This window comes from Microbacterium algihabitans (assembly GCF_032464975.1).
In the GTDB taxonomy this organism is placed as follows: domain Bacteria; phylum Actinomycetota; class Actinomycetes; order Actinomycetales; family Microbacteriaceae; genus Microbacterium; species Microbacterium algihabitans.
The window spans coordinates 768990-782901 of record NZ_JAWDIU010000001.1 but is presented as its reverse complement, the minus strand read 5'-3'; the positions used below and the strand labels follow the sequence as shown (position 1 = coordinate 782901).

Annotated in this window: 19 protein-coding genes; 13 read left to right on the top strand and 6 right to left on the bottom strand. The window is 69.2% G+C overall.

What is annotated here, in order from left to right; translation table 11 throughout:
* Positions 1–3: 3 nt before the first annotated feature.
* The gene (locus RWH43_RS03690; RefSeq protein WP_316000693.1) at positions 4–810 is read right to left on the bottom strand and encodes a DeoR/GlpR family DNA-binding transcription regulator; all 807 of its coding nucleotides are present in this window, start codon (positions 808–810) and stop codon (positions 4–6) included.
* A 234-nt stretch (positions 811–1044) separates the two neighbouring features.
* On the opposite strand from RWH43_RS03690, the gene RWH43_RS03685 reads away from it, so the two are divergent.
* From RWH43_RS03685 to RWH43_RS03665, 5 genes are all read left to right on the top strand, one after another.
* Complete coding sequence (locus RWH43_RS03685; protein ID WP_316000692.1) at positions 1045–2337, top strand: ABC transporter substrate-binding protein; 1293 nt, start codon at positions 1045–1047, stop codon at positions 2335–2337.
* 73 nt (positions 2338–2410) lie between these two features.
* Positions 2411–3340 (top strand): carbohydrate ABC transporter permease, encoded by a 930-nt coding sequence (locus tag RWH43_RS03680; protein ID WP_144829949.1) that lies wholly within the window; start codon positions 2411–2413, stop codon positions 3338–3340.
* A 1-nt stretch (position 3341) separates the two neighbouring features.
* Entirely contained in the window at positions 3342–4244 is a 903-nt protein-coding gene (locus RWH43_RS03675) for a carbohydrate ABC transporter permease (RefSeq protein WP_316000691.1), read from the top strand.
* 35 nt (positions 4245–4279) lie between these two features.
* On the top strand, positions 4280–5143 hold the full coding sequence (locus RWH43_RS03670) for a ketose-bisphosphate aldolase (RefSeq protein WP_316000690.1): 864 nt from the start codon (positions 4280–4282) through the stop codon (positions 5141–5143).
* 7 nt (positions 5144–5150) lie between these two features.
* Entirely contained in the window at positions 5151–6404 is a 1254-nt protein-coding gene (locus RWH43_RS03665; RefSeq protein ID WP_316000689.1) for an ADP-dependent glucokinase/phosphofructokinase, read from the top strand.
* A gap of 19 nt (positions 6405–6423) precedes the next feature.
* Here RWH43_RS03665 and RWH43_RS03660 read toward each other — a convergent pair whose 3' ends face one another.
* A complete protein-coding gene (locus tag RWH43_RS03660) occupies positions 6424–7527 on the bottom strand; it encodes an aromatic acid exporter family protein (RefSeq protein ID WP_316000688.1) in 1104 nt (367 codons plus the stop codon).
* A gap of 98 nt (positions 7528–7625) precedes the next feature.
* Positions 7626–8588, bottom strand: a complete 963-nt coding sequence (locus tag RWH43_RS03655) for an alpha/beta fold hydrolase (protein ID WP_316000687.1) — start codon at positions 8586–8588, stop codon at positions 7626–7628.
* Between the two features lie 78 nt (positions 8589–8666).
* Here RWH43_RS03655 and RWH43_RS03650 point away from each other — a divergent pair, with 78 nt between their 5' ends.
* Entirely contained in the window at positions 8667–8906 is a 240-nt protein-coding gene (locus RWH43_RS03650) for a DUF3072 domain-containing protein (RefSeq protein WP_144829936.1), read from the top strand.
* 39 nt (positions 8907–8945) lie between these two features.
* On the opposite strand, the gene RWH43_RS03645 is transcribed toward RWH43_RS03650, so the two are convergent.
* On the bottom strand, positions 8946–9434 hold the full coding sequence (locus RWH43_RS03645) for a MarR family winged helix-turn-helix transcriptional regulator (RefSeq protein WP_144829931.1): 489 nt from the start codon (positions 9432–9434) through the stop codon (positions 8946–8948).
* Positions 9435–9572: 138 nt separating this feature from the next.
* Here RWH43_RS03645 and RWH43_RS03640 point away from each other — a divergent pair, with 138 nt between their 5' ends.
* Both RWH43_RS03640 and RWH43_RS03635 read left to right on the top strand, forming a co-directional pair.
* The gene (locus tag RWH43_RS03640; RefSeq protein ID WP_316000686.1) at positions 9573–10100 is read left to right on the top strand and encodes a MarR family winged helix-turn-helix transcriptional regulator; all 528 of its coding nucleotides are present in this window, start codon (positions 9573–9575) and stop codon (positions 10098–10100) included.
* Positions 10101–10190: 90 nt separating this feature from the next.
* Positions 10191–10445 (top strand): hypothetical protein, encoded by a 255-nt coding sequence (locus RWH43_RS03635; protein ID WP_154096225.1) that lies wholly within the window; start codon positions 10191–10193, stop codon positions 10443–10445.
* 1 nt (position 10446) lies between these two features.
* Here RWH43_RS03635 and RWH43_RS03630 read toward each other — a convergent pair whose 3' ends face one another.
* A complete protein-coding gene (locus tag RWH43_RS03630; RefSeq protein WP_144829922.1) occupies positions 10447–10758 on the bottom strand; it encodes a DUF7882 family protein in 312 nt (103 codons plus the stop codon).
* A gap of 125 nt (positions 10759–10883) precedes the next feature.
* Here RWH43_RS03630 and RWH43_RS03625 point away from each other — a divergent pair, with 125 nt between their 5' ends.
* A complete protein-coding gene (locus RWH43_RS03625) occupies positions 10884–11201 on the top strand; it encodes a DUF7882 family protein (protein WP_056226105.1) in 318 nt (105 codons plus the stop codon).
* Between the two features lie 6 nt (positions 11202–11207).
* Here RWH43_RS03625 and RWH43_RS03620 read toward each other — a convergent pair whose 3' ends face one another.
* Entirely contained in the window at positions 11208–11534 is a 327-nt protein-coding gene (locus RWH43_RS03620; protein ID WP_144829919.1) for a DUF7882 family protein, read from the bottom strand.
* A 118-nt stretch (positions 11535–11652) separates the two neighbouring features.
* On the opposite strand from RWH43_RS03620, the gene RWH43_RS03615 reads away from it, so the two are divergent.
* Genes RWH43_RS03615 through RWH43_RS03600 form a run of 4 tightly spaced genes read left to right on the top strand, consistent with a single transcriptional unit; the run spans position 11653 to position 13895 of the window.
* A complete protein-coding gene (locus tag RWH43_RS03615; protein ID WP_186325419.1) occupies positions 11653–11796 on the top strand; it encodes a hypothetical protein in 144 nt (47 codons plus the stop codon).
* 42 nt (positions 11797–11838) lie between these two features.
* Complete coding sequence (locus RWH43_RS03610) at positions 11839–12516, top strand: GTP pyrophosphokinase (RefSeq protein ID WP_144829916.1); 678 nt, start codon at positions 11839–11841, stop codon at positions 12514–12516.
* Between the two features lie 45 nt (positions 12517–12561).
* Positions 12562–13413: a transposase gene (locus RWH43_RS03605; protein WP_316000685.1), complete on the top strand. Its 852-nt coding sequence runs from the start codon at positions 12562–12564 to the stop codon at positions 13411–13413.
* Positions 13410–13895, top strand: a complete 486-nt coding sequence (locus RWH43_RS03600) for a glutaminase (RefSeq protein WP_144829910.1) — start codon at positions 13410–13412, stop codon at positions 13893–13895. Before RWH43_RS03605 ends, RWH43_RS03600 begins: the two co-directional genes overlap by 4 nt.
* Positions 13896–13912: the final 17 nt, after the last annotated feature.

Below are 13912 nucleotides of genomic sequence, written 5' to 3'. Positions count from 1 at the left end.
GCGTCAGGGGGTCAGGACCGTGACGCCCGCCTCCGCGAGGGCTGCAGCGAGCTCCGCGGACGGCGGTGCGTCGGTGATGAGGTAGTCCGCCTTCTCGAGAGGGGCGATCTGCGCGAACAGGCGCCGGTCGAGCTTGGAGGAGTCGGCGAGGATCGCCGTGCGGTCGGCCTTCTGGATCATCTCGGTCATCATCGTGGCGTCGCCGAGGTTGCTCGTGGAGAAGCCCGACCCGTCGACCGCCCCCACCGCGATGAGGGCGTAGTCGCTGCGGATGTCGACCTCGGGGGAGTGCGAGTTCATCGCGAGGGTCACCGGGCCCGTGGTGGCCTGGGTGATCGTGCGGACCGCTCCGCCGAAGATGAAGAGGTCGCGGAACACCGACGGCGAGATCTCGGCGGGGATGCGCAGGTTGTTCGTCGCGATGGTGAGGTCGCGGTGGTTGCGCAGGGCGCGAGCGACGGCGAGCGTCGTCGTGCCGGCGTTCAGCATGAGCGTGGAGCCGTCTTCGATGAGCTCGACGGCGAGGGCGGCGATGCGCTCCTTCTCGGAGATCTGCATCTGCAGGCGCACGTCCAGCCCGCGATCACGGCCGGGGACCGACATCGCGCTGACGGCCCCGCCGTGCGTGCGCACGACGATGCCCTCGCGATCGAGCTGATCGAGATCGCGGCGGACGGTGTCGATCGAGACGCCGAAGTGCGAGGCGAGGTCGACCACCGTGACCTGTCCGGTGTCGGCGACGTAGGCGGCGAGTTCCGCCTTGCGGCCCGCCGGCAACCGCCGCTTCGTCGTGGCTGTGGTTCCGTCCATGGCGTCATCTTTAGCACGGTTCTGCTGCGGCATCCGCAGGATTTGTGAGAAAACGGCAAAGAACAGCAGCTTTGGTCGGTGATCTGCGTTCTCTGGCGCGCTTTCGTGCGTGAATTGTCACGAATCTGCATCGAACGCTTGACCTTCCCCCGCAAGGACGCGCATACTCATGCTCAAAGATGCAAGAACGCGCAGAACAGCGCGAAATGCAGCAGATCTCAACGAGGAGAAACGATGGACAACAGCGGGCGCCGGCGTCGGAACGCCTTCAAGCTCGTCGGTGTCGCAGCAGCGGCCACGACCCTCCTGGCGATGGCGGGGTGCTCGTCGAACAACGCCGCACCCGCGGACGGCGGGGACGTCACGATCGAATTCGCCCAGTGGTGGGAGCCCGAACTGGGCGACGGGCAATTCCGCGGTCTCATGGACCAGTTCGAGAAGGAGAACCCGGGCATCAAGGTCGACCTGGTCAGCGGCCCGTACGCCTCCACCAAGGAGCAGCTCTTCGCCGGAGCGGCATCCGGCACCATGCCCGACGTCGTCGGTCTCGACGGCGCGTGGGTCAGCGACTTCGCCAAGCAGGGCGTGATCGCCGACCTGTCGAAGCTCATGAGCGACTCCGGCTACGACGAGAGCCAGCTCGCCAGCCAGATCAAGGTCGACGGCAGCACGTACATGATCCCGGTCGTCAACTTCGTCTACCCGATGTTCACGAACGACGGTCTGCTCTCGCAGGCGGGCGTCTCGGCTCCGCCGTCCACGCGCACCGAGTTCGCCGACGCCGCGAAGAAGATCACCGCCCTCGGCGGCGACGTCTCCGGGTGGGTGCTTCCGCTCTCGCTCGAAGCCCCCAACGGCGTGCAGAACGACGTCATGTCGTGGGTGTGGGCCTCGGGCGGATCGATGCTCAAGGACGGCAAGCCCGACCTGACGAACTCCGACGTTTCGTCGGCGACCGACTACATCCAGCAGCTGTGGAAAGACGGCGTCATCGCGCCGGGCTCGTTCACCATGAAGGAGCAGGACAAGGTCGAGGAGTTCACGAACGGCCGCATGGGCATGATGATCGACTCGCTCGCGCACATCAACCTCATCCGCGAGTCCAACCCCGACCTGAAGTTCTCGATCTCGGCGATCCCCGCCGAGGACGGCTTCTCCGGCGAGCGCGGCATCCCCTACGCCTCGTGGGGCATCGGTGTCGCCGAGAACTCCGAGCACAAGGACGCCGCATTCAAGCTCGTGCAGTTCTTGATGGGCAAGGACGTCAACAGCGAGCTGTCGACGATGGCCAAGGCGTTCCCGGGCAACACCGAGAGCGTGCCCACGTTCGTCGAAGACGACGAGCTGTTCAAGACCGCCTTCGACATCTACAAGAAGGGCTACCCGGCGAACGAGTTCACCGGTCTGCCCGTCGCCGAGGACCTGATGCGCCAATTCGGCGAGCAGTTCCAGGCAGCCCTCGACGGTCAGCAGTCCATGAGCGACGCGCTGAAGAAGTCGCAGGACGAATGGACGTCGGAGTTCTGATCCGATCCTGATCCGGGATGCCGCACCGTACCGCCTGGCGGTGCGGCATCCCGCTCATCGAAAGCCGCACACCATGTCAATGCGCACCCTCACTCCCCCCGACACCGAGGTGATCGTCACCGGACGGCCCACCTCGCGCCGCACCCGCCAGCTCCGCAAGGCCGGCGAGGCGTACGTCTTCCTGTCGCCGACCCTGATCCTGCTCTTCGTCCTGATGATCGTTCCGATCGTGATGGTCGTGGGGTACTCCTTCCAGGACAACGTCATCCTGAACAAGAGCCCCGACCTCGTCGGCGTCGACAACTACGTCGCGATCCTGACGGACCCGGGCTTCTGGAAGGCCACCGGCAACACCCTTTTCTTCACCCTCACCAGCGTCGCCGCGCACCTCGTGCTCGGTCTGTCGTTCGCGATGCTGCTCAACAGTCGCCTGATCGGAGCGGTGCCCCGCGCGATCTTCCGCGGGCTGTACGTGCTGCCCTGGCTGTTCACCGTCGCGGTGATCGCGGTGCTGTGGCGCATGCTGCTCGCCCCCAACGGCATCGTCAACTTCCTCCTGAACACGAACATCGAGTGGCTCTCGTCGCCGCAGCTCGCCCTGGGCACCGTCACGTTCATCAACATCTGGGCCGGCTACCCGTTCTTCATGGTCAGCTTGCTCGCCGGCCTCCAGGGCATTCCGAGCGACCTGTACGAGGCGGCGACCGTCGACGGGGCGAGCCCCGCGCAGCGGTTCTGGAACGTCACGATCCCGCAGCTGCGACCCATCATCGTCAGCCTCGTGCTGCTCGACCTGATCTGGACCTCGCAGCAGTTCGCCCTCATCTGGCTGACCACGGGCGGCGGTCCGATCGACGTCACCGAGATGCTCAGCACCTTCACCTACAAGCTCGCATTCGCGAAATACGACTTCTCGATGGCCTCCACCTCGGCGGTGCTGGTCCTGGCGATGTCGATGATCATCGCGGTGCTCTACGTCCGCCAGCAGAAGGCGAGGGACTGACATGGCCTCGACGACCACCACGCCGCGTCAGCGCGTCGGCACCACCGCCCCGCGTCAGCGCGTCGCTACCACGAAGACGCGTCGCCGGCTCGCCCAGACCGGCGTGCTCATCGGCCTCGTCATCGGAGCGGTGTTCGCCGCGGGTCCGGTGCTGTGGATGCTGTCGAGCTCGTTCAAGTCGAACACGCAGATCTTCGAGCTCCCGCCGCGCCTGATCACCGACACCTTCTCGTTCGACGCGTACGTGTCGATCCTCACCAACCCCGAGACGGTGCGCTTCTTCATCAACAGCTACGTCGTGGCGGGAGCGGTGACGATCCTGACGCTCCTCGTCGCGATCCAGGCGGCGTACGCGTTCAGCCGCTTCGAGTTCCGCGGCAAGCGCATCGTCAACGTCATCATCGTCAGCGTCCAGGCCGTGCCGCCGATCACGCTGCTCATCCCGTACTTCGGGCTGATGGTCGGGCTCGGGCTCTACAACACCTATCCGGGCCTGATCTTCACCTACATGGTCTTCACGTTGCCCTACGCGATCATCATGATGACCGGGTACTTCAACACCCTCCCCAAGGAGCTCGACGAGGCGGTCCGCGTCGACGGCGCCGGCTCCTTCACCGCGCTGTGGCGCGTGCTCGTGCCGATCTCGATCCCGGGCATCGTCTCGGTGGGCATCTACACGTTCATGATCGCGTGGAACGAGTTCCTGTTCGCCCTGACCCTCACGCGCACCATCGACATGCGCACCGTGCCCATCGGCATCCAGTTGCTCATGGGCCAGCACTCGTACGAGTGGAACCAGATCATGGCGATGAGCATCCTCGGCTCGATCCCGGTGCTGCTGCTCTTCCTCTTCTTCCAACGCTTCTTCATCAGCGGCCTGACGGCCGGCTCGGTGAAGAGCTGACCGCCGCCCAACCAACCCCGAACAAGGAGTCATCCGTGCTTTACACCGGCAAGTCCATCCTCGACGTCGCCAATGCCCACAGCTTCGCCATCCCGGCCTTCAACATCAGCGACTGGGCGATGTTCACCGGGATCATGGACATCAGCGAGGAGAAGAACGCTCCGGTCATCATCGCGATCCACCCCGACGAGGTCTCGCACATCACCACCGACCTGATCCCGGCGATGCACGCCCGCGCGCACCGCTCGAGCGTGCCGGTGGCCATCCACTGGGACCACGGCGGAACGTACGACCAGATCATCACCGCGATCAAGGCCGGCTTCACCTCGGTCATGATCGACGCCTCGCTCGAGCCGTTCGAGCAGAACGTGGCGCTCACCCGCAAGGTCGTCGAGGCCGCCCACGCCGTCGGCGTGCAGGTCGAGGGAGAGCTCGGCACCATCGGCGCGAACGACAGCTACGGCGAGTCGGGAGCGGCCGAGATCATCTACACCAACGTCGACGACGCGGTGCGCTTCGTCGAGCAGACCGGCGTCGACAGCCTCGCGATCGCCATCGGCACCTCGCACGGGCTTTACCCGGCCGAGAAGAACCCCGAGCTGCGCCACGACCTGCTCGGGCAGATCAAGGCCGCCGTCGGCATCCCGCTCGTGCTGCACGGCGGATCGAGCAACCCCGACGCGGAGCTCGCCCGCGCGGTGTCGCTCGGCATCAACAAGATCAACATCTCCAGCGACATCAAGGTGGCGTACCACGACCGCATGCGCGAGGTGCTCGGCACCGACCGCCGCCTGCGCGAGCCGAACGCCATCCAGCCCGAGTGCATCGCCGCCATGAAGGTGACCGCCGCTGAGAAGATCGACCTGTTCGGCGCCGCCGGCAAGGCCGACCTCTACTGATCGGACGGTGATCGACGTCATGGCGGAAGACCTCGTGCTCGGACTCGGCGGCACCGTCGACTACGAGATCCGGTGGGATGCCGATGTGCTCTCAGCCCTCGCCGAGAGCTACGGCATCCGTGTCGACGAGTTGACCACCACGACGCCGATCATCGACGAGCGGGCGCTCGTCGTCACCGTGCTCGCCTTCCTCGCCACCGGCGGGGGAGGCGAGCGCTTCGTGCTGTCGTCGGAGATCGTGGAGACCTTCGCCGCGCACTTCGACAAGACCATCACCCTCGGCGGGACGGGGGTGCGCGCGGGGATCGCCCTCGACCGCATCGGCGTGCCCACGGTGCAGCATCTCGTGAGCATCGACGACAACGTGCGGCGTCTGCTGCCTGCGTCGATGAGCATCGTCTCGTCGGCCACGCACGACACCCTCGACCCGCACCTCATCGTGCAGTACCCCGAAGCGACGACGGTGCGTCTGGTCGACGGGGCGGTGACGGCGCGGACGTCGAACCGCATCATCTTCGCGAACGACGCCCCGAACCGCGAGATGGCGATCGCGGTCGGCCTCAGTGACGCCCTCGCCGACGCGGCGGCATTCCTGGTGTCGGGCTTCAACACGATGCAGGATGCCGCTCTGCTCGCGTCGCGGCTCGACGATCTCGTCGCGGCGATGCGGCGCCTCCCGCCCGAGGCCCTCGTCTACTACGAGGACGCGGGGTTCTACCGCCGCGAGCTGTCGGCCCTCGTGCGCGAGCGCCTCCTGGAGCGCATCGACGTCTACGGGATGAACGAGGACGAGCTGCAGGAGTACCTCGCCCGCCCGGTCGACCTGCTCTCGCCGGCCGATGTCTGCGCCGCCCTCGCCGACGCGCACGCGCTGATCCCCGCACGGGCCCTGGTCGTGCACACCCGGTACTGGGCGATCGCGGTCGGCCCCGCAGCGGCCGCGCACCGCGCGGGCCTCGAGAGCGCGGTGCGCACGGCGGCCACGCGCTTCCGGCTCGGTGACGCCTGCACGGCGGCCGACCTCGACGACACCGCGCGCCTGGGCCGACACCCCGGCGGCGAGACGGTCGTCGCCGCCACGGAGCGCGAGCTCGGCGCGACGGGAGTGGCGGCCTTCGTCGTCGACACAGCCCAACCCACCACGATCGGCCTGGGCGACACCTTCGTCGGGGGCTTCCTCGCCGCGGTGCCCGCTGCGGCCCGACGCGCCACCGCCGTCGCCCTCGATCGGGCCCTCGACGCGGCGTGCGGCCGGCTCTGACCCACGGCGGCGGGCGGGGTCAGTGCGCCCCGGTGTCGGCATCCGGATCGGAGAACGGCCCGCACGCCGCGATCACGCGGCGAAGGCTCACGGCCGCGGCCCAGGCGTCGAGGGGTTCGTCGTGCGCCTCGAGTGCGCGAAGACGGTCGGTGAAGGTCGTCAACGCCTCCTCGGCAGCGTGCAGCTGGTCGGCCGTACCGACCGGATCGGGCGGTGTCTCGACCAGGTGCGCCACCGTCGTGATCGCTTCGGAGAGGACCCGGCGCGCGTCGGCGGGGAGCTTGGCGTCGACGGAGGGACCGCTGGTGAGGCCGGCGAGGGCGGCGGAGAGTTCCCGCGTGGCGTCGGCCGTGCCCGTCAGGGCGTCGAGGCGCCGCCAGCCGAGGTCCCGCGGCGCCTGCAGCCGGCGACCGCGCGGGTTGTAGCGGCGGCTCTCGTCGGCCAGTTCGACCTCTTCGCGCACATCGGCGAGGGTGCCGCGCAGGCGAGCTTCGGCCTCGTCCGCGGCGTCGGGGTCGAACGAGTGGCCGGCGAGCGAATCGGCGATGCTCCGCAGCGACGCGGCGAGCGCGTCGCGCAGTTCGGCGAGGCGGTCGTCGGCGCGCTTCACGCGCAGGGGCGGGACGACGACGAGGTTCACGATCACGCCGACCACGACGCCGAACGCCATGGTGACGAGGTACGACACGGAGTAGCCGTCGGGGTCGGCGCCGCCCAGCAGCAGCACGAAGAGCCCGGCGATGGCCACCCAGTCGCGGCCCACGCCGAGGGCGCGGACCCCCGCGAGGAGCACGCCGATCAGGATGACGGCGGCCACGGCGGCGATGCGCGGCACGCCGAGGCCCACGACGGCGAGGCTGGCGAGCCCCAGGCCGATGCCGATCCCCAGCCCGACCACGGCCTGCACGCCGCTGGAGGCCGATCGCGCGACCGTCGGATACATGCTGACGAGCACCCCGAGCGGCGCGTAGTACGAGTACTCGCTCTGCGCCCACGGCACGTACGGCGCGAGATACCAGGCGAGAGCGGCGGCGACGGCCGTCTTGGCGGCGAGCAGCAGGCGGTCGGCGGTCACCGCGTCGGCCCACCACCGTCGGGGGTCGAGGGCGGGGGGAACGTTCACAGGCGCAGCGTGCGGGGGCGAGGCGACACCACCCCATGCTGCGTGCTCGCGCCGATCTCGTCGCGGGGGTTGCCGCCGCGCGACGGGGCGGGTAGCCCTCACCCCTTCGGGCGGTAGGCCCTCCAGAGCACCCGGGCGTGACGGGCCTTGGCGCGCTCCACGCCGTTCTCGTCCTTGCGGGCGGCGCTGATCCATTCGGCGAGGCGACTGGCCACCGCTCCGAGCACCATGCTGATGTCGGCGTGCGTCGCGGGCGGCACTGCGGCTTCGGCCGCCGGCATCCGCCCCTTTGGTCCCAGATCGTCGTCGATGTGCCGGAAGACCAGCCGCGCGACGCCGACCGCGTGGCTGTTGACGACGCAGTGCGCGGCGCCCTCGATCTCCCATCGGCGGGCGCTGCGGGCGCGCGCGACGAGACGGGAGTGCAACCGCCGCGGCGACGGGCGATCGAACTCGCCGCGCAGCAGGAGCAGGCGCGCGTGCCCCGCGCCGACGCGGTCCGAGATGCGGTAGCGGAGCATGTGGGGGAGCGCCTCGAAGAAGTACAGCACTCCGCACAGCAGGTAGGCCGAGACGGCCAGGAGGGCGATGTGCAGCGACTCTCGCACGGTCGACTGCACGAAGCGCACGGCCTGGACGAGGGCGTTGGCCTCCGCCTCGTCGACGACCGGACTCACGAGGACGGCGTGCGAGAGGTCGGGGCGCCGGGCGAGCACCTCGGTGACCACCTGCGTCCCCATCGAATGGCCGAGCAGAACGGGGTCGACGAGGTCGTAGTGGTCGAGCACGCTCTCGACCTGGTCGGCGAAGAACGCGGCGGTGGGCTGTTCTCCGGATGCCGGGACCCCACCGAAACCGGGCAGATCGAGCGCGAACACCTCTCCGCGTCCGGCGAGCAGCGGAGCGAGGAACTCGAAATAGGTCGCGGCGACGCCGATGCCGGCGATGAGGACGAAGGCGCGGTCCGCCCGCGCTCCGGTCGACATGCGCGTGACGCGCGTGCGGACCGCGCCCCGCCGGTGCGTCTCGACCTGCACGTCGATGGAGGAGGAGTCGGCCATCGATCCAGGATGCCGTACGCCACGGCATCCGCTGTCAATCCCGGACCCGACGTCGCAGGTGCGGCCTAGCCTTCCTGCATGAGCGATACTTCCCGTGAACACGAGACCCTCGGCGCACAGCGAGAGGGCGACAACCCCGCAGAGAAGGACCCGTCGGACTGGGTCACCGGTGACGAGCCGATGACCGCGCCGCAGGCCAGCTACCTCGACACCCTCGCCCGTCAGGCCGGAGAGGAGATCTCAGCCGACCTCACCAAGGCCGAGGCATCGGAGCAGATCGAGCGTCTGCAGGGCGAAACCGGCCGCTCCACGGAGTGACCCTCACCCGCTGAACGACGAGGCGTCCCCGCGACCGGGTCAGGTCGTGCGGGACGCTTCTTCGTCTGCGGAGATGTCGTCGATGTCCTGCTGCTCTCCGCGCGCGATGTCGTCGAGGAAGTCGGCGACCACGCGGCGTTCGGCGGGGCCGAGGCGCGCCGCCGCGGCCACGGCGGAGGAACGACGCACCGACAGCACACGGCGGGCGGGGGATGAGGGGTCGATGGTCTCGCGGACGACGATTGACCGGCGGTCGCCGGGGTACGGCTCGCGCGCGACCCAGCCGGCGTCGGCGAGGCGGTCGATGAGCGCCGTGGTCGCCGCCGACGAGATGCCGAGCATCGAGGCGAGCAGACGAGGGGTGACGGGTTCGTCGTCGGGGGAGCGCTGCAGCAGGAAGCGCAGCACCTTCGCGTCGTTGGGGCCGATGCCCAGGGAGTTCAGCGCCGCTCGCTCCGAAGCGATGCCCGAGTCGGTGAGGTCGTTGAGCGCTCTGACCACGTCGTCGGCGGAGGCCGTGTGTCGCATCTCTCCTCCTCAGGTGTCTCGGTGATCTAGTGGTTTCGAACCCGATCAAGTAGGCGACTGTTGTATTCCGCCATGCTACCTGTCGATCAACCGCAGGGGCAGGGGGCTGGACGAGCGGCTCTGACATAGGATGCCCAGGTGGAAAACGGGTCGGAAGCGTCGCGCTATTGGTACGGCGCGAGTGAAGAGGATCGCCGCCGTCGCGCGGTCGACGTGCTCCAGGCCTTCCGCGTGTACCGCGCCGCCGAGGTGGCGATGCGTCGTCGCACGCGCGAATCGATGTCGATGGGCGAGAACGAGCTGCTCGTGCTGCGCTACCTGCTGAGGGCCGCCGGCCAGAACCGACAGGTCTCGCCGAGCGAGCTCACCCGTTACCTGGGCGTCTCCACGGCGTCCACCACCGCGATCGTCGACCGACTCGAGAAGACCGGACACGTCACGCGCGTGCCGCATCCCACCGACCGCCGCAGCATCTTCATCGTGGCCACGACCGAGAGCGACGACGAGGTGCGGGCCACGCTGGGCGACATGCACGCCCGCATGATGTCGGCCGTCGTCGACATGTCGCCCGAAGACAGTGCCGCGGTCATCGCGTGCCTCGGGCGCCTGCAGGATGCCGTGGACCAGGTCGACCCGCACCCGGTCGAGGTCGACGTCGCCCACTGAACCCCGATCGCGAACGAGGCGAGTAGCTAGGCGGCCTTCTTTCCCCCGCAGCATTAGGCGGGCGTGACAGCGCGTGAAACCATGGGGGACATGGACGACGATGCACGCGATGCGGTGATCTCTGCGCGCTCGAGCGACGTCGTCCGCGAGGTCGACGGCGTGCTGGTCGCTCCGTTCCGCGAGGTCCTCGGTCGCCTGCGCGCGGACTACCCCGACGAGGATCCCGGCCGTATCGAGGCGATCGTGCTGCGCGAGTGGGAGGCCTTCTCGGCCGGTCGTCCGCTCGTGGTGCCGACCGCCGTCGAAGACGGGGCCCGCGAGATCCTCGGTCCGCCGCTCGTCTGAGTCACGACCCGGGGTGCTCGGGCTCGGGCACGATCAGAAGACCGCCCGAAGAGTTGGCCGAGGTGGCGAGCGCTTCGATCCACGAACGGCTCAGGAGAGCAGGCTCGGGCTCGTCGAACACGAACCGCAGCGGGATCGACGGATGCAGCCACACGGTGCTGCGGCCGACCTCCTGGTCGGGCCCGTGCGTCCACGACAGGGTGAAGCTCTCACCGCGGCGGAGCTTGGTGGCGATGACGACCTTGACGTGCGCGAGGGCGCGGTCTTCGATCTCGATCGGCGTCGCGACGTCGCCGTAGTAGAGCGTTCCCACACCCGCAACGGTAGTCGCGACCTCGAGGGCCGATCGCGGGGGTTGATTCGCGTCCGGTGACGTGGCAATGACGGGTCGTTCCGCGGAAGCGGTCCCATCTGCGTTCCTCGGATAGGCTCGTGCGCATGGGCAGATTCATCTACGACACCGTCGCCAATGCGGTCGACATCGATGACCGCACGCTCGCGCACCTGCGCATCGTCGTGATGAACAAGCTGCGCCGGTCGGAGTCGTTCATGTTCGACGTCGAGGTCGGAGACGGCAGCGGGCGTCGTAGCTTCTGGATGCACCCCTCGGTGCCCATCCAGTTCCACTTCTACGGAAGCCGTCAGCCGCGCATCAACCGCGTGTGGGTCGAAGACCTCATGCTCGCGGCATCCGGCCCCAATGGGCTGGCGATCACTCCCGAACCGAGCGAAGACGCCCTCGTCGAAGAGGGCTGACCCGCCTCAGTGCTTCTCGGCTTCTTCGGCCGGGGTGATGTCTTCGGGCACGAGCATGATGCCGCCCGAGGAGTTGGCCGAATCGGCCAGGCGCTCGATCCACTCGCGGCTGAGCATCGTCGGCTCGGCGTCGTCGAAGACGAAGCGCAGCGGGATCGCCGGGTGCAGCCACAGCGTGCTGCGGCCGCGTTCCTCGTCGTCGCGGTGACGCCACGAGAGCGTGAAGCTCTCACCGCGACGCAGCTTGGTGGAGATCACGACCTTGAGGTGCGCGAGGGCGCGGTCTTCGATGTGCACGATCGTGCCGCTGCCGCCGTAGTGAATGGTCCCCATGCGGCCCACGATACGCCAGGACACCCGGGGGGTACGCGGGGCGTCGGCGAGTGTCAAGGGCGGGGGTCGCGCACCCCGGGCGTGTCATCGTGAAGGGAATGCACGGAAGGAGGGCGCCGTGACATCTCCCCCGAATCCCTGGCACCCTGAACCTGCGGATGGCCACGACGACGATCTTCCCGACGTCTTCGACGGTCTGACCGCGATCGACGTCGTCGACGGCGAGCTCGTTCCGCGTGCTCCCGCGCCGCCGCGAGCGTGAGGCTCCCAGCGACCTCGTAGCGCTGCTGGTTACGGTCGGATCATGTCTGACCCGCTGGACGATCAGCAGATCACCGTTTCGGGGGCCGCGCTGCGCGCGATGCGCGACGAGTTCCAGCGGTTCCTCATGGAGTACCGCTTCGGGCTCGCCGAGGTCGAGACGAAGATCTCGATCCTGCGCGAAGAGTTCCAGGAGATGCACGCGTACAACCCGATCGAGCACGTCTCGAGCCGGGTGAAGTCGCCCGACAGTCTCGTCGACAAGGTGCGCCGCAAGGGCATCGACACCGACTTCGCGTCGATCAGGTCGACGATCACCGACATCGCCGGCATCCGGGTCACGTGCAGCTTCATCGACGACGCCTACCGGCTCTCCGACCTGCTCACCCAGCAGGACGACATCACCGTCCGCGACGTGAAGGACTACATCGCCCAGCCGAAGGCGAACGGCTACAAGAGTCTGCACGTGATCGTCGAGGTGCCCGTGTTCCTGTCGACCGGCAGGGTGGACGTGCCCGTCGAGGTGCAGTTCCGCACGATCGCGATGGACTTCTGGGCGAGCCTCGAGCACAAGATCTACTACAAGTACGACCGGCTCGTCCCCTCCGACCTCCTCGACGAGCTGAAGGACGCCGCCGACATCGCGGCAGAACTCGATCACCGCATGGAGCGCCTGCACCGCGAGATCCGGGGGCCGCGGCCGGGAGTCGTCTCCCTCTGAGGGCATCGAGTGGCCCGGTCGGGCCGCGGTGGCCACAATGGAGGGATGAGCGACGACGCCGCCCGCCTCGACGAGGTCGCCGCAGAGCTGCTCGCGCTTCCGCCGGCGCGCTTCACCGCGGCGCGCAACGAACGTGCCGCGGCGGAGTCGGGGGCGGTGGGCCGACGCATCGCGAAGCTGCGCAAGCCCACGGTGGCCGCGTGGGCCGTGAACCTGCTCGTGCGCGACGGGCAGCTCGGCGAGGCCGTCGAGCTGTCGCGGGCCCTGCACGAGGCGCAGGACGACCTCGACGCCGCTGAACTGTCTCGGCTGGGGCGTCAACGCCGGCAGCTGGTGGCCGCGCTCGCGCGGCGGGCCGGAGAGCTCGCGGCCGAGGCCGGAACGCCCCTCAGCGCGACGGTGGCGGATGCCGTGCAGAAGACGATCAACGCCGCGGTGGTCGACGAGTCGGTGGCGGCGGCCGTGCTCACCGGGCGCCTCGTCGCCCCGATCGACCTCGCCGATCTCGGCGAGGGAGAGCTGACGACGGCCGTCGCGGGGTCGGTTCCCGAGGCGCTCCCGGCGCCGCAGCCGCGCGACGACCTCGCCGCACGCCGGGAGCGCAAGGCCGCCGAGCGTGCGGAACGCGAAGCGGAGCGCGCGCACGCCGCCGCCGAGCGGGAGCAGACCGCGGCGGAGCGCCGACGGGTCTCGGCGCAGGAGCGAGCGGAGCGGTTGCGCGAGCGCGTCGATGGGCTCCGCGCCGATCTCGAGCGCGCCGAGGCGGAGGCCGACGCCGCCGCCCAGGAGCTCGACGAGCGCGAGAAGGAGAGGGCGGATGCCGCTGCGGCGGTGGCGTCGAGCCTCCGCACGCTCGAGAAGGCGCGCGCTGCGCGCAAGGAAGGGGAGCGCGGGTGAACACCGCCGTGGAGGGGATCCTCGCCGCCGCGCGGACGCGGCTGGCCGACGCCCCGCGCGAGCGCCTGGGGGAACTGCAGGAAGGGCGCCGCCTGCTCGGCATCCCGCGGGCCGCGCGCATCGCCCCGCGGGGGACGGCGTGGCATCTCGGAGCGCTGCTGCTCACCGACGACGCGGTGCTGAGCACCGGCGACATCGTGCGCTCGCGCGCCGAGGTGCGCCGCGGATTCGCCGCGGAATCGCAGCGGCGTCGCGCGGAGCTCTCGGCCGCGGCCGCTCGAGGAGGCGTGCCAGAGGGCGAGACGATCCACATCCAATGGGCGCCGGTGGACCTGTCGGCGCTCGGGGAGCGCAGCGCACCGCTCGCGCTCCGGGGCGGGGAGGTGCTCGTGCGCTGGAGCGCCGCGGGCGGGTACATGCCCCTGGAGCGCTACCTCGACGAGCGCATCGAGCTACTGCGGCATCCGCCCGAGAGGGCATAGAGACCCGCGCGCATAGC